This window comes from Hyphomonas sp. GM-8P (assembly GCF_003263315.1).
In the GTDB taxonomy this organism is placed as follows: domain Bacteria; phylum Pseudomonadota; class Alphaproteobacteria; order Caulobacterales; family Hyphomonadaceae; genus Hyphomonas.
In genome coordinates, this window is record NZ_AWFE01000074.1 from 1 (window position 1) to 14,142 (window position 14,142).

General features: G+C 63.6%; 13 protein-coding genes and 1 pseudogene. 4 read left to right on the forward strand and 10 right to left on the reverse strand.

The features are described 5' to 3' along the window. Positions 1-293 (forward strand): annotated as a pseudogene (locus tag HY26_RS19025) (hypothetical protein); the annotation flags it as partial. A 110-nt stretch (positions 294-403) separates the two neighbouring features. Here HY26_RS19025 and HY26_RS11305 read toward each other — a convergent pair. The 5 genes from HY26_RS11305 to HY26_RS11325 form a co-directional block, all read right to left on the reverse strand. Further along, positions 404-757, reverse strand: a complete 354-nt coding sequence (locus tag HY26_RS11305; protein WP_034765893.1) for a TfoX/Sxy family protein — start codon at positions 755-757, stop codon at positions 404-406. Further along, positions 757-1,017, reverse strand: a complete 261-nt coding sequence (locus tag HY26_RS11310) for a DUF3253 domain-containing protein (protein ID WP_034765891.1) — start codon at positions 1,015-1,017, stop codon at positions 757-759. Before HY26_RS11310 ends, HY26_RS11305 begins: the two co-directional genes overlap by 1 nt. Further along, a complete protein-coding gene (locus tag HY26_RS11315; protein ID WP_034765888.1) occupies positions 1,014-1,472 on the reverse strand; it encodes an NUDIX hydrolase in 459 nt (152 codons plus the stop codon). Before HY26_RS11315 ends, HY26_RS11310 begins: the two co-directional genes overlap by 4 nt. A gap of 3 nt (positions 1,473-1,475) precedes the next feature. Beyond that, positions 1,476-2,711: a serine hydrolase gene (locus tag HY26_RS11320; RefSeq protein WP_034765886.1), complete on the reverse strand. Its 1,236-nt coding sequence runs from the start codon at positions 2,709-2,711 to the stop codon at positions 1,476-1,478. Positions 2,712-2,805: 94 nt separating this feature from the next. Then, a complete protein-coding gene (locus HY26_RS11325) occupies positions 2,806-3,966 on the reverse strand; it encodes an acyl-CoA dehydrogenase family protein (protein WP_034765884.1) in 1,161 nt (386 codons plus the stop codon). A gap of 102 nt (positions 3,967-4,068) precedes the next feature. Between HY26_RS11325 and HY26_RS11330 the strand changes: the two genes are divergently transcribed. After that, entirely contained in the window at positions 4,069-4,515 is a 447-nt protein-coding gene (locus tag HY26_RS11330) for a PaaI family thioesterase (RefSeq protein ID WP_199288552.1), read from the forward strand. Next, positions 4,512-5,300, forward strand: a complete 789-nt coding sequence (locus HY26_RS11335) for an SDR family NAD(P)-dependent oxidoreductase (protein WP_034765882.1) — start codon at positions 4,512-4,514, stop codon at positions 5,298-5,300. Before HY26_RS11330 ends, HY26_RS11335 begins: the two co-directional genes overlap by 4 nt. A 27-nt stretch (positions 5,301-5,327) precedes the next feature. On the opposite strand, the gene HY26_RS11340 is transcribed toward HY26_RS11335, so the two are convergent. Continuing rightward, a complete protein-coding gene (locus HY26_RS11340) occupies positions 5,328-8,003 on the reverse strand; it encodes a M1 family metallopeptidase (RefSeq protein ID WP_158531481.1) in 2,676 nt (891 codons plus the stop codon). Positions 8,004-8,055: 52 nt separating this feature from the next. Between HY26_RS11340 and HY26_RS11345 the strand changes: the two genes are divergently transcribed. Next, positions 8,056-9,054 carry an MsnO8 family LLM class oxidoreductase gene (locus tag HY26_RS11345; protein WP_034765881.1) on the forward strand — a complete coding sequence of 333 codons (999 nt, stop codon included), beginning with the start codon at positions 8,056-8,058 and terminating at the stop codon, positions 9,052-9,054. On the opposite strand, the gene HY26_RS11350 is transcribed toward HY26_RS11345, so the two are convergent. The 4 genes from HY26_RS11350 to HY26_RS11365 all read right to left on the reverse strand — a co-directional run bounded on the left by HY26_RS11350 (position 9,051) and on the right by HY26_RS11365 (position 14,028). Beyond that, positions 9,051-9,665 carry a glutathione S-transferase family protein gene (locus HY26_RS11350; protein WP_034765880.1) on the reverse strand — a complete coding sequence of 205 codons (615 nt, stop codon included), beginning with the start codon at positions 9,663-9,665 and terminating at the stop codon, positions 9,051-9,053. The genes HY26_RS11345 and HY26_RS11350 overlap by 4 nt on opposite strands. A gap of 22 nt (positions 9,666-9,687) precedes the next feature. Further along, complete coding sequence (locus HY26_RS11355; RefSeq protein WP_112073634.1) at positions 9,688-11,775, reverse strand: TonB-dependent receptor; 2,088 nt, start codon at positions 11,773-11,775, stop codon at positions 9,688-9,690. A 109-nt stretch (positions 11,776-11,884) separates the two neighbouring features. After that, the gene (locus tag HY26_RS11360; protein ID WP_233351607.1) at positions 11,885-12,634 is read right to left on the reverse strand and encodes a sulfite exporter TauE/SafE family protein; all 750 of its coding nucleotides are present in this window, start codon (positions 12,632-12,634) and stop codon (positions 11,885-11,887) included. 95 nt (positions 12,635-12,729) lie between these two features. After that, the gene (locus tag HY26_RS11365; protein WP_233348719.1) at positions 12,730-14,028 is read right to left on the reverse strand and encodes a NupC/NupG family nucleoside CNT transporter; all 1,299 of its coding nucleotides are present in this window, start codon (positions 14,026-14,028) and stop codon (positions 12,730-12,732) included. Positions 14,029-14,142 lie beyond the last annotated feature (114 nt).

Consider the following 14,142-nt stretch of genomic DNA (forward strand, 5'->3'; position numbering starts at 1 on the left):
ATTCATGGCCGGAATTTACGGGGCTGGGTCAGGCAAAGCCGACGTCGAGGCGCACCGGTCTGCCCATCCAGATCTATGACGCCGGCCGGCAGGCAGCCTTCGCGAGCCAGCTGAAGGCCACCCCCGGCGCCATTCTGGTTGTCGGCCATTCCAATACGATTCCGGACCTTGTGGACCTGCTGGGCGGCAAAGCCGGCGCCCCGATTGTGGAGGCCACAGAGTATGACCGGCTCTACGTCGTGACGGTGACCAAAGGCCGTGTGAAGAGCGAGCTGCGCCGCTACGGAGGATAGCTCTCACTACCTTAAAGGGAACTCCGGTGTTGGATAAGCCGACCTTCAGACCATGAATTATCCAATGAATAGACCATGTATACGCCATGTATAGCGGCGTCTGACGGGCCCTATTTGCGCTTTTTCGCTTTTGCGGCCAGCGCGACGGCGAAGGCCCTCCGGCCCCATTCGCTGGCGAGGTCTGCCTCGTCCATCGCATCCGGCGGCAGGCTGACATAGCCCATGTCGGTCTGCTTGCCGTCGCTCGGTCGGGTCCAGATGAAGGGCTCGCAGTCTTCGGCTTCCAGCTCCGTACGCAGGCCCGCGTCGGTTTTCAAATAAATCACGTCATCCGCCAGCAACGCGAACATCAGCCCGTCCTTGAAGACGCCGGCGCCGCCGAACATGCGCCGGACGCTGACCGGCCCCATCGGCGCGAACAGTTCCATGACGAATTCATGGAACGGATCCGGCGGCTTGGCCATCAGCTCGCCGCCGGACGTCCGAGCCGGTAGACGCCCTTGAAGGCGTTCGGATCTTCCACCGGCTTGCCTTTCCGGTAGATCAGGACGGTGCCTTCCTTGTGCAGGCGGATCGCCTCGGCGCGCACATCCTTGAGGACGCGCTGGAAGTTCTTTTCGCTGACAGCCCGGGCCGCCTGCTCCGCACTGATCGACTTGCCGGGACCGGCCGCCTCCGTCAGGTCCAGGATCGCCTCGCGGACGGGGTTTACGTGTTCGCTCATGTGTGTGGCGCTTCTTTCAAATAATCGACAAGGTCAGCGAAGTTCTCTGGAAACACAGGTTCCTGCAAGGCCCGGATGTCATCGGGGGACAGCCAGGCGACCTTTTGGATCATTTCCTGCTCGACCGGTTCCCAGCCGGACCTGTTCACAGCGCCAGATTCCACGCGCAGGCAGAAATAGCGCTCATCCGCCTCCACACTGTTCCCCGAGGGTCCGGTGAAGACAGTGTAGCGGCGGTGCACTTCCGCCGAGAGCGTGCCGCGAAATCCGGTCTCTTCATGTAGTTCCCGGTAGGCTGCTTCCTCGAATGTCTCGCCTTCATCTACCGCACCGCCGGGGGTCGCCCAGAAGGTACGGTCGGGAAAGCGGAACCGGAACAGGAGCGCCCGTCCCAATCCATCCAGAATGACGAGGCGTGCGCTGGGCCTTCGTCGCGGAGCAGCCTCATCCGGCACTGTTTACCAATCGACAGCCGCATAGGCGAGTTGCTGGAACTGGGGCCGCATCGGATAGGTCGAGGACGGCATCAGCTGGGTCATCTGGATACCGATGATTTCCTCTTCCGGATCGACCCAGAAGAAGGTGGAGGCGAGGCCGCCCCAGCTGAACGTACCTTCGCTGCCCGGCTGCTGTGTGTCCACAACGTCGGTGACGACCGAGCCGCCGAGGCCGAAGCCCGTGCCGCCTGTGATCACTTCGCTGAACAGGGAGCGACCCATGTCGCGGATCGTCTGCCCGCCGGGCAGATGGTTCTGGCGCATGAACTCCCAGGTCTTGGGGCTGATGATGCGGGCCCCATCCAGCGTGCCGCCGCGTAGCAGCATAAGGCAGAAGCGGTGATAATCGCGCACCGTCGAGACAAGCCCGCCGCCGCCGTTCAGCAGTTTCGGCCGCTTCGAATAGAGCTTCGACGACGCGCCGGCGCCGTCCGACTGTTTAACTTCGCCGGTGATTGCGTTTTTCTCATAGCAGGCCATGAGACGGTCGATCTTGTCTTCGGGCACCCAGAAGTCCGTATCGACCATGCCGAGCGGCCCGGTGATCCGCTCCCGGAAGAACTGGTCCAGCTCCATGCCGGAGGCGATTTCGACAATCGCGCCCAGCACGTCGGTCGAATGGCTGTACCACCACTCATCACCCGGCGAGCATTCCAGCGGCAGTTTGGCGAGGCGTTTCGCCATCTCCTGCAGTGTCTCGTCCGGGCGGCCGATCTTTTCCTTGCGGTAGAGGGCATCGACTTCCGACTGCATCATGAAGCCATAGGTGAGGCCGGACGTGTGTGTGAAGAGATCCAGCACTTTCATCGGCCGGTCGGGCTTGCGCGTCTTGTAGTCTTCGCGGCTGCCGCTGTCGAAAACCTCGACATCGGCAAATTCCGGGATGTAGCGGGCGACGTCATGGTCCAGGCGCAGCTTGCCTTCCTCGAACAGCATCATCGCGGCCAGCGACGTGATCGGCTTCGTCATCGAATAGATGCGGAAAATCGTCTCCGGCCCGATGGGCTTGCCGCCGCCGAGTTCGGTCGTCCCGCGATAGTCTTCCAGCGCGATCTCGCCATTGCGCGAAATCAGCGTCGCCATGCAAGGCAACTTGCCGGTGTCGAGATAGTTCTTCTCGAAGAAGGCCGGAACCGCCGCGAGGCGTTCCGCATTGAGGCCAACTTCATGCGGGTCGGTTGGGTCGTGTTCGAACATCTGCGTGCGTTTCCTGTTTCCCGGTTATTCTCATTATGGCCCCAGCGGGGAGAAGCGCAAACCGCCGGTCTCCCCGCCGAGGAAAAGATCACGCCTAGAGCTTACCGGTCTTGGCGGCGCGGGCCAGTTCACGGGCGATGATGATCTGCTGGATCTGGCTGGTGCCTTCATAGAGGCGGAAGATGCGGACGTCGCGATAGAAGCGCTCGATGCCATAGTCGGCAACATAACCGGCGCCGCCGAATACCTGCACCGCGCGATCGGCGACGCGGCCACACGCCTCGGTGGCGAACAGTTTCGTCGACGAGGCGAGCAGGGTCACGTCCTCGCCTGCATCGCGGCGGCGGGCGGCGTCCATGATCATGCACTCGGCCGCGTAGGTCTCGGCCTGGCTGTCGGCGATCATCGCCTGGATCATCTGGTGTTCCATGATCGGCTTGCCAAACTGTTTGCGCTCCATGGCGTAGTTTACCATTTCGCGGATCAGGCGCTTGGAGACACCGGTCGCCACGGCGGAAATGTGCAGGCGGCCCTTGTCGAGCACGCTCATCGCCACCTTGAAGCCTTCGCCTTCCTTGCCGATCATGTTGGACGCTGGTACGCGGGCATCCTCGAAGATCACGTCGCAGATATGGGCGCCCTGCTGGCCCATCTTCTTCTCCGGCACGCCGACCGAGACGCCGGGCGTGTCACGCTCGACCACGAAGGCCGAGACGCCCTTGGCACCGGGCGTGTCCGGATCGGTGCGGGCCATGACGGTGAAGATGTCGGCCTTGTTGGCATTGGTGATGTAGCGCTTCGTGCCGTTGAAGACGTAATGGTCGCCATCGCGGATGGCTTTCGTCTTGAGGCCTGCGGCGTCGGAACCGGCTTCCGGCTCGGTCAGCGCGAAGGAGGCGATCAGGTCGCCCGAGGCGACGCCCGGCAGCCATTTCGTTTTCTGCTCCTCGGTGCCGAACAGGACGAGGGCCTGAGAGCCGATGCCGATGTTCGTGCCTGCGACAGAGCGGAAGGCCGGGGACGTCTGGCCAAGCTCGAACGCGACCAGGCATTCAGTTTCCATGTCCAGCTGCAGGCCGCCATATTCTTCCGGCACGGCGATGCCGAACAGGCCGAGATTCTTCATCTCGTCGACGATGGACTGCGGCACCTCGTCATTCTCTGCGACTTCGGCTTCGGCGGGCACGCATTTCTCGTTCACGAAGCGGCGCACCTGTTCGATGAGGGCGTCCCGGATCTCGGCGTCGAAGGCCATGGTCTGCTTCCTTTTCAATTCATTCTGACTTTTCGCCCGCGCAATCTATTCCCCAACGGCACGCTTGTCGAAGGGTAACCGTGCGGTATCGTGCCGCCCGTAATGCAGGGAGGCAATGTGAGCACGACAATCGAGGAATCGGGAGAATTCGCGGGCTGGACAACCTGGAAGGAGGAGCCGTTCGAGTATGAGACGGCCGGGCCTTTCTATTTCAGGGTCGACGAAAAGGGGCCGGTCGCCGCGTTCCGCGTGCAGCGCAAGCACATGAATGCCGGCGGCGTCGTCCATGGCGGCTGCCTGATGAGCTTTGCGGATTTCTCGCTGTTTGCCCTCGGCCATGAGGCGATGGAAGGCTCCTACGGCGTCACGGTCGCTTTCACGTCGGAATTCATCGACGGCGCGGTCGAAGGCGAGCGCCTGGAAGCGCGCGGCGACGTGCTGCGCAAGGGCGGCTCGCTGAGCTTCGTCCGGGGAATCATAAGCGGAGAAGACGGACGTCCTGTCCTCAACTTCTCCGGAACAATCAAGAAAAGAAGGAAACAGCCATGAGCCAGCCGCCCTATGAAGCGCTTTCGCGCTCGATCAAAGGCAAGACCGCCCTCATCACCGGCGCCGCCAGCGGCATGGGCCGGGCTACCGCCCACCTCTTCGCCCGCGAAGGCGCAAACGTCGCCGTCACGGACCTGAAGCAGGACGCCGTCGATGCCGTGGTCGAAGAGATCAAGGCCGCGGGGGTCGACCATGTCAAAGGCTGGGCGATGGATGTTGGCGATGCCGACATGATCAAGCGTGTGATCGACGAAACGGCGGCCCATTTCGGTGGGCTGGAAATCCTGGTCAACAATGCCGGCTTCGCCATTCCTGCCAACATCGCCGAGGAAAGCTATGAGGACAGCTGGGGGCCCAGCATTAATGTCATGCTGACCTCGCACCAGCGGGCGATCCGCGCGGCGCTGCCCTATATGCGCAAGGCCGGTTATGGCCGCATCGTGAATGTGGCGTCTACGGAAGGCCTGGGCGCCACGCCGGGCAACAGCCCCTACGTTGCCGCAAAGCATGGCGTCATCGGCCTGACCCGCGGCCTCGCCGTGGACCTTGGCCGGGAAGGCATCACGGTGAACTGCATCTGTCCCGGACCGATCCGCACCGGCATCACTGCCGGCATTCCGGACGAGCACAAGGAAATCTACGCCAAGCGCCGCGTGCCGCTGCGCCGGTATGGCATTCCGGAAGAGGTGGCGAACATCACCCTGTCCTGCGTGCTGCCGGCCGCCAGCTTCATGACCGGCGTGTTCATCCCGGTCGATGGCGGCCTGACGATCAAGAACGCTTAGGGCAAGAACGCTTAGAGCGTACGCCTATCAAGGTGCAGCGGCGAAGGCGGCTTCAAGGTCTGCCTGCGTCGCGGCCTTCTGCGCGATGCAGAGACTGATCTGCTCCCGCGCCTGCGAGAGCGCGCGTTCGTGGCCTTCGGCGAGATCGCCATATTCCTCGAATAGGGCGTTCAGCGCGCCCAGTCCGTCAGTATCGCAGAAATAGGCGGCGAGCCCCGGCGTGCGGCGCTTCCACTGTGCCGGGATCGCTTTCAGGAAGGCCGGGAAATTGGCCTCGAGGAACGTCGACATCGCCTCACGCGTTTCCGGCGTCCGCATCTGCAGCAGTGCCATCGTGTAAGTTTCGCGCGGGCCAAGCTCCGCCGAGGCGATCAGGCCGCGCGTGCGGGCCGCCTGATCCGGATCCGTCACATTGCCGAGGGCGATCGCAACCGACTGGCCAAAGGCCGGATCGTCGATCTCGTCATAAGCCTGCAGCACACGGTCATATGCCGCCTGTCCGCCTTCATCCAGCAGGACAAGAAGCCCGGACGCATAGAGATCGCTGGACAGGTTCACGTCCGCTTCCGGATCATTCAGCCACTTGTCCATTTCGGAGGCGAGTTCCGTCCGCGCCGCTTCCTGCTTCAGGATTGTGGCGTCGAACTCGATCAAGGCGGCTTCCAGTTCCGGATCTTCGTCACCTTCGGCGATGCGTGTGTGCAGGCGGGTAGACGCCAACTCCGCATCGGCCTGCAGGCCAGCCGCGTCTGCGCCCTCCAGCCGGTCCATCAGGTCCGCATAAATGCTCAGTACAGCCGAGGCGACGGCCGCGTCGTCATGCTGCGCACCTGCCGACAGCAGGCTCCGAAACGTGGCCGCGCCCATTTCTCCGGCCGCAAAGTCCGCCTCCGCGCTGTCGATGGCAGTCAGTGCTTCGGTGGCTCTCAGCTCCGGCAGCGCAGCGATCAGCTTGTCCCATCCGTCGCCGGCGAGATTGAACCGGTAATAGCCGGTGCCGTTGGCATTCGGGTGGTAGGTATCGGGACAGCTCGCGCCTTCCAGCGGCAGCACCTTGCGGTGGGATTTCATCAGTGTGCACGAACGGCCTCTGTCTTCGCCTTCGTGCCAGGCGACGCAGACGGGAATGATCCAGCTACGGTCCGGGTCCGCGTCAGATCCAAGCGGACGATACCGGCTCTGTTCCAGAACCACCTTCGCGCCAGCGCTCGTACACTGAAGTTCTGTCGCCAGCAGTGGGACACCATTCTGCGTCACGAAGGATTTCAGCGACCGGCCAATGTTCGGATTGCCGGTCGTGCGGCCGATGGCACGGAAGAACTGCTCGCTGTCGGCCGCCTTGTCGGCATATTGGGCGATATATTTGCCGAGCGCCGGGCGGAATTGTTCCGGTCCGAACCACGCATCCACCATGCCGAGGACGGCGAGGCCCTTGTTATAGGTGATGGCATCATAGGCGTTGCGGATATCGGCATTCTCCGTGATCGGCTGGGCCACGGCGCGTGCACTGGCCAGGCTGTCCAGCTGCATTGCCGAAATCGTATCCACAACGGCCTGAATGTCGTGCCCTCCATTCGGCTCGAGCGTGCCCAGCACTGCCGGTTCCGCCCAGCTGGCAATGCCTTCCTTCAACCAGAGATCATCCCACCAGGGCGGGGTCACGAGATCGCCGAACCACATGTGCGACAGCTCATGCGCATGCACGCCTTTCATCGACCGCAGGAACATCGCGCCCGACTTCTCATTGGCGAGAATGCGGCTTTCCCGGTAGGTGATCGCTGCGGCAAGCTCCGTCGCGCCGGACGGCCATTGCGGCGCGGCGATGATGTCCAGCTTCTCATAGGGATAGGGCTGTTCCAGCGCTTCCTCGAAGAACTCGATCATGGCCGGCGTGATGGAGAGGATCGCTTCGAGCTCATCACCCTTGCCCATGCGCGCGTAACCGCTGAGTGGCACCGGCCAGTCGCGCCAGGCATTGACCGGGATCGTGCCGGCAGAGACCTTCTCGAAATTGCCGACGGCGACCGACAGGAGATAGGTCGACAGCGGACGGGTGCGCAGGAAGGTCACGCGATCAAAGCCGGGCCTTGCCGGGACGCGAGAGGCGACCGGCGTGTTGCCGATGGCGAGCATGTCTTCCGGCACGGTCAGCGTGATGTCGAACGGCGCCTTGAAGCCCGGCTCGTCGAAGCTCGGCAGGAAGCGGCGGGCCTGGATGCTCTCCGACTTGGCCAGCGCATAGGCTTCGCCCTTTTCATCCACCCGGAACAGGCCGGCGAGGTTTGCATCGAACGCTGCCGTGTAGTCGATGGTCAGCGTGATGCCGCCCGCATGAACTCGGTTCGGAAAACCTACCCAGACGACGCCGGTCGGATCGACTTCTGTCCAGCTGGCCGGCCGGGTCTCGCCGCCCGCAGTGACCTGAACCGACGACACGTCGAGATCGGCCCCGTGCATCCAGATACCCGTAGCAGAGGTCATCAGGTTTACGTCGATCTGGACATGACCGGAAAAAGCGGCTTCGCGCGGATCGACCATCATCTCCACCCGGTAGGCCACCGGCTGGGCGACACCTGACAGCTGGCCGGCGGGCGCGGCGGCCTTCAACTCGTCCATCGGCACGGCCCGGACCTGTGGGCCGAACGAGGAGGCCTGCGCACAGGCCGTCAGGAGCAGGAGAAGGGACGCCGCTAAGATCCGCATGAATCGTTTCCTTGTCTTGTTTCGCCCCCCTGCATAGCGCATCACGGGGGCTATGAAACCAGCCCTGTCGATACTTGATCCCTCGCCCCTGTTCGAGGGCCAGACCGCGGCGGACGCTTTCGCGAACACGCTCGCGCTGGCCGGAGCGCTGGACGGGCGGGGCTGGCGGTCCCTGTGGGTGCAGGAGCATCACAATGCGCGCAGCTTTGCCGGCTCTGCACCGGAAGTGCTGATCGCGGCGCTGACCCAGCGCACCCAGCATTTGAAGCTCGGCTCGGGCGGGGTGATGCTGCCGAACTATTCGCCGCTGAAGGTCGCCGAACAGTTCTGCGCGCTGGAAGCATTGGCACCGGGACGGATCGAACTGGGCGTCGGCCGGGCGACCGGGGCCGACCCGCGCACGTCAGCTGCCCTGCTCGGCCCGGGCGCGCAGGCCTTCCCGACCATGCTGCGCATGCTGATGGACTGGATGCTGGATGCGAGCTGCGAGGTGCCCCTACCTGAGGGCCATCGGGCAACGGGCATTCATGTCGGCCCGCGGGGTCAGCGCCCGGACCTTTGGATGCTGTCCTCCTCGCCGGACTCCGCCGCCTTTGCCGGGGCGATGGGCCTGAAGCTCGCCTTTGCCGATTTCCTGGCACCGGGCGCGGCGGGCGCAGCCCTTGAGGCCTATCGGAAAACCTTCGAGCCGTCGCCCTTCGCGTCAGAGCCCTGCGCCGCCGTCGGCCTTGTGGCCCTCGCTGCAGAGACCGAGGCGGAAGCCCGCCGCTTGTCGAAACCCGCCATCGCCTGGAACCTCGCCCGCAGCGCGGGCGACTTCCGCGCCTTCGTTCCGTCCACGGAGGCCGATGCCGTGATCGCGACCGCGTCGCCGGAAGCGCTGGCGGCGGCGGAGGGACGCGGCGTGATCGGCGCGGCGGATGATGTGGCCGGGCGCCTCACTGCCTTTGCGGGCGAGCATGGCGCCGACGAGCTGTTCATCCTGACGCTGGCAGAGCGGAACGAAGACCGTATCCGCTCCTACCAGCTGATCGCGGAGTCGATGGCCTAGCCCGCGAAGCCGCGTGCTTTCATGGCTTCAAACCAGCGGCCGAGATTGGCGTGTTCCTTGTGCGGCGCCCATTTCATCACGCCGCAGAAACCGCAGCCGATGAAGAGGGTGATGTCCGCGATGGAGAAGCGGCCGGCGGCGAGGAACTCATTGTCGGCGAGATGCGCATCGAACCGCTCGGCCATCTTCTTCGCGGCCTTCTCGCCCTTGGCGGCGGCTTCGGCACTTTGCGGCACTTCCAGCGGCGCCATCATGGGATGGGCGTTACGGAACCAGGTGGCGAACTGCATGAAGAACATCAGTTCCACGCGCCGGTCCCACATCTCGATCAGCGCCTTTTCCTTCGGGTCTGTGCCCATCAGGTTCGGCTCCGGGAAGATACCTTCGAAATAGGTGCAGATCGCCCGGCTCTCGGTGATCTTGGTGCCGTCGTCCAGAACCAGCGCAGGGACTTGCGAGAAGGGCGAGACTTCGCGGTATTCCGCGGTCTTGTGCTCTTGCTGCATGATGGAGACTTCCTGGAGGTCCACCGCGTCCAGCTTGCCCTTGGCACGCAGGAAATAGACGACACGGTCCGGGTTCGGTGCCTTGGGGCTGTGATAGAGCTTCATGGGGTTCCTCCTGAATTCTTGCCTAGAATGTTCTGCTGATCCCCACAGTGGCATTTACGGGCTCTCCGGGGAAGTAGCGCGGATTGCCGAAGGAAACGTCCGCCCGGTCGGCATAGCGCTCGTCCGTCAAATTGCGGATGTTGATCCAGACCGTGTGCGTGTCCGTCCAGGCCCAGGCCGCACGGGCGCCAAGCAAGGTGTGCCCCGGATAGGTGTTCTGGTTGCCCGGGTCGGTGAAGTATTCGCCGACATGTTCTACATTCAGCGACAGGGCGAGGCGGTCGGTCGCCTGCCAGTCCAGCCGCGCATTGGCGAGCCATTCCGGCGCGGTGTCGATCTCGTTGCCATCGAGGATGCTGCTGGAGGCGGACGCGACGATCCGGTCGAATGTGTAGGTCTGGTCGGACCATGACACATTCCCTGACAGGGACAGCGTGTCGGTGATGTCGTAGGCGGCGGAGACTTCGACGCCTTTATGCTCGGTCGAGCCGTCGGGCACGTTCAGGCCGTCGGAGTCGCGGAAGAAGAAATTCTCCTTGTCCATCCAGTAGGCGGCGACATCGAAGACGAGGCGTCCGTCCAGGGCGGCGCCGCGTGCGCCGATTTCCACGCTGTCCAGCGTTTCGGTGTCGATCTGGCCGACGACCTGCAGGCTTTGCAGCCGGTAGAGGTCTGACACCTGCGGGGCACGGGCGCCGCGGGCATAGTTGGCATAGAGATCGAACGTGTCGGAGACTGACCAGACAGCGCCTAGCTTCGGCGTCACGAACTCATAGGAATCCGACCGGTCGGCGGGCACGTTGAAGCGGCCATTGATGCCGGCGGGCACCTTGGTCGAATAGTCATAGTCATGGCTCTCGCCGCGCAGGCCCGCAAGGATGCGGAAATCCTCCGAAACCGTCCATTCCAGCTCGGTCCACAGCGCCGCAACGGTCGTGTCGACGTCATAGTCATAGTGGACGCCTTGCGGGAAGCGGGAGTCGCCGGGGAAGAAGCCGAACGGGTCCGGCTGGATTTCGCGCAGGTAACCGCTGGCCGCGTCGAGGTCTGTGCCGACGCGCCAGGTGAGCTGTTCGGAAAGCGGCTGTTCGTAACGCACCATGACGCCGCCGCCGGTATGGCCGTTCTTCTCCACGCCGCCATTCGGCAGGAAGTGCTGGGAGAAGATCATTGCCTGCGAGTGCGCGTAGGGCATCAGGATCAGAGTGCCGTCAAACAGGGGCCGTTCGAGCCGCGCGCCTACCCGGGCGGACCAGGCATTGCGGTACGCATCCGGATTGGGGTTCGTCTTTGCGATGTCCTCGTCCTTGTAGGCATCGGCGCCGACGATATAGCCGCCGGATTCCTGTTCGAGGTTCTGGCCGGACAGCCAGACGGTCGCGTCCCAGAGGCCCGGATTGAACTTGCCGACAACGGAGAGTTTCTGCTGGCTGACATCGGTATTGTCGCGCCAGCCTGTGTCTTTCTGGAGGGAGAGATTGAACAACCAGTACTGCCCCTCGTCCAGCTTCATGTCTGTGCGCCAGCGACCGAGCGTGCCATAGGAGGCGCGGAACTCGCTGCCTTCGCCCGGTTCCGGCAGGATGACGTTGATCAATCCGTGTACCGCGTTGGAACCATATTTCGCGCTGCCCGGCCCGCGCACGACTTCGATCGCGTCGGCGATCTCGTGGTGCGGTTCGATCAGGGAGTTCACATTGCCGAAGGCAGGGGAGCGGGTGGGGACACCGTTCTCGAGGATCAGGAAGCTGCCCTGCCCGGCCCCACCGGTCAGCACCGGCGAGCGGATAGCGATCAAATGCTCCTGCCCGGAATTCATCTGCACGTTCACGCCGGGCAGCTGGTTCAGGATTTCAGCTGGGTGGTCGGCAGCGGTGGCAGCGATTTCGGAAGCATCAAGTGCCGCATAGCTTCCGGGGTCGTTGGCATTCCGATCCCCCCAGACTTCAATCGGCGAGAGAACTTCGCGCGTGGCAGTTTCCTCATCGGCCTGCGCCGGCAGCGCACACAACACCAGTGCGGCGCCTGTCGCGGACAAAAGCGCGGAGCGAGTTATTACGGACGAACGCTTCGCGTTCCCGTGAGTTTTACGGTCTGTGTGACTCTGCATGAACGCTTCCTCCCAAGCGGAAGCCTTGTGTTTCGTACGTGCCGCAGCGGCACGCAAGGGGCAGCCGGTCACGCCTGTGTGTCAGGCACCTGTCAGGAAAGCCTGCCGGTCACAGTCCGGCAAGGCTGCGCCAGAGGTTCCAGGCGCTGATAAGGCAGATGGCAACGCCAACAACAATCGTGAACAGTTTCCGCGGGATACGCCGCGCGGCGAACACCGCCACCGGCGCGGCCAGCACGCCGCCGACCAACAGGCCCAGCGCCGCTTTACCGAATGTGGCGCCAAGCGCCAGCAGGAAAGCGCCGGAGACGGCCAGCGTCACAAAGAACTCCGCAAGGTTTACCGTACCCACCATCCTGCCGGGATCGCCGCCCCGGGCGATGAGGTTCGACGCGACGACCGGCCCCCAGCCACCGCCGCCGATCGCATCCGCCATACCACCGAACAGGCCAAGCAGGCGCACCCGGTGAAGGCGCGGTGCCTGTATGCGCGGCCGCAATCCCTTCCAGATAACGACCACGCCCATGCCGAAAAGGTAGGCCGCGATTACGGGGCGGAAGGTGTCTGTGTGAAGATGGCTGACGAGGAACGCCCCGGCGATGCCCCCGGCCGACCCGAACAGGGCGAGGCGCCAGAAGACGTGCCAGTCGACATTCTTCGCCGCGGAATGGGATATGCCGGACGCCGCCGTCGTGAACACTTCCGCGGCGTGGACATTGGCGCTGGCATAGGCGGGCGGCATGCCGAGCGCGATCATGAAAGTTGTGGAGATGACGCCATAGGCCATGCCGAGGGCGCCATCGATCAGCTGTGCGATAAATCCGATCAGGACAAACCACAGGAAGAGTTCGTCAATCAAGCAAGTTGCTCCGCCGGACCTCGCCGACGGCTGTTACTTACTACGTTGCAGGGCGACCTGAGAAGAGAGCGTTTCTAAACTCAGCCCCATACGGATCAACCGGCATGCCCGGCGAAGAGCTGGTAAGGCAACGCGCCGACGACGGCTGCCGACAGGCAGGTCGCGAAGGTGCCCGCCACCAGCGTGCGCCAGGACAGGGAGAGGAAGTCATCCCGGCGGCTCGGCTCGATGATCGAGAGGCCCCCGATCAGGATGCCCATGGAACCGAAGTTCGCAAAACCGCAAACCGCATGGGCGGTGATCATGCGGGTGCGCGGGTCCATCGCATCCGGCGGCACTTCGGCCAGCTGGAGGAAGGCGACGAATTCGGTCAGCACCGTCTTCACGCCCATAAGGGAGCCCGACTTCGCGGCCTCCTCCATCGGCACGCCAACCATGTACATCAGCGGGGCGAAGATCCAGCCGAGGACGCGCTCGATGGAGAGCGGTGCACCGGCGACATCCGGCAGGGCGCCAAGCCCGGCATTGACCAGCCAGAGCAGCGCCAGCGCCGCGATCAGCATGGTTGCGATATTGAACACGATCTGCAGGCCGTCTGTCGCGCCGCGCGAGAAGGCGTCCATGGTGGACGCGTAGTTGAAGTCCGGCTCCTTCATCCGCTCGGTCGCGGGTGTGGTTTCCGGGATCATGGTGAGCGCGACGGCGACGGCGGCAGGCGCGGCCATGATGGAGGCGGTCAGCAGCTGGGCCAACGGGTTCGCCATCTTGCCTTCCAGAAAGGAGCCGTAAACCACGAGAACGGAGCCCGCGATGGTGGCGAAACCGGCCGTCATCATGATCAGCAGTTCCGAGCGGGTCATGCCCTTGATGTAGGGCCGGATCAGAACCGGCGCCTCGGTCATGCCCATGAAGACATTGGCGGAGACAGCCAGCGACGTCGCGCCGCCAAGGCCCATGCCGCGCCGGAAGATAAAGGCGAAGCCATTGGTGATCCATTTCAGGATGCCCCAGTGCCAGAGCATGGCCGACAGGGCGGCCACGACGATCACGATGGGCAGGATCTGGAAGAAGAAGAGCGGCGGCGGCGTGCCATCCATCAGCTCGGCGCCGGCGACATTGTCCCCGACATAGCCGAACACGAAGCCCGTGCCCGCGCGGGTGGCGGCCTGAAGGCCGTCGACCACATCATTGGCGCGGAAAAGGATGGAGCGGATGAAGGGGATGCCAAACAGGATCAGCGCGAAAACGAACTGCATCACCGTGGCGCCGATCACGACTTTCCACGGGAAGAGCTTCCGTTTTTCAGACCAGGCCCAGCACAGGCCATAGATCATGGCGATGCCAAGCAACGCGCGGGCGTTGTCCCAGCCCCATTCGAAACCCATGATGTTCATCCCGGCCCAGTCTCCCTTCCCCAAAGATATCAGCCATATGGATTAAACGTGACATCGCCGCAGGGGAAGCTTTCATGTGCGCGCCGGATGCGATGCCAGGCAGGCGGCGAACCG

What these genes read in the sequence shown, in the direction of transcription:
- HY26_RS11340 (WP_158531481.1), bottom strand. Translation starts at nt 8,003, where the DNA reads ATGCGGATCTTAGCGGCGTCCCTTCTCCTGCTCCTGACGGCCTGTGCG.
- HY26_RS11325 (WP_034765884.1), bottom strand. Translation starts at nt 3,966, where the DNA reads ATGGCCTTCGACGCCGAGATCCGGGACGCCCTCATCGAACAGGTGCGC.
- HY26_RS11310 (WP_034765891.1), bottom strand. Translation starts at nt 1,017, where the DNA reads ATGAGCGAACACGTAAACCCCGTCCGCGAGGCGATCCTGGACCTGACG.
- HY26_RS11365 (WP_233348719.1), bottom strand. Translation starts at nt 14,028, where the DNA reads ATGAACATCATGGGTTTCGAATGGGGCTGGGACAACGCCCGCGCGTTG.
- HY26_RS11355 (WP_112073634.1), bottom strand. Translation starts at nt 11,775, where the DNA reads ATGCAGAGTCACACAGACCGTAAAACTCACGGGAACGCGAAGCGTTCG.
- HY26_RS11345 (WP_034765881.1), top strand. Translation starts at nt 8,056, where the DNA reads ATGAAACCAGCCCTGTCGATACTTGATCCCTCGCCCCTGTTCGAGGGC.
- HY26_RS11320 (WP_034765886.1), bottom strand. Translation starts at nt 2,711, where the DNA reads ATGTTCGAACACGACCCAACCGACCCGCATGAAGTTGGCCTCAATGCG.
- HY26_RS11305 (WP_034765893.1), bottom strand. Translation starts at nt 757, where the DNA reads ATGGCCAAGCCGCCGGATCCGTTCCATGAATTCGTCATGGAACTGTTC.
- HY26_RS11350 (WP_034765880.1), bottom strand. Translation starts at nt 9,665, where the DNA reads ATGAAGCTCTATCACAGCCCCAAGGCACCGAACCCGGACCGTGTCGTC.
- HY26_RS11335 (WP_034765882.1), top strand. Translation starts at nt 4,512, where the DNA reads ATGAGCCAGCCGCCCTATGAAGCGCTTTCGCGCTCGATCAAAGGCAAG.
- HY26_RS11330 (WP_199288552.1), top strand. Translation starts at nt 4,069, where the DNA reads ATGCAGGGAGGCAATGTGAGCACGACAATCGAGGAATCGGGAGAATTC.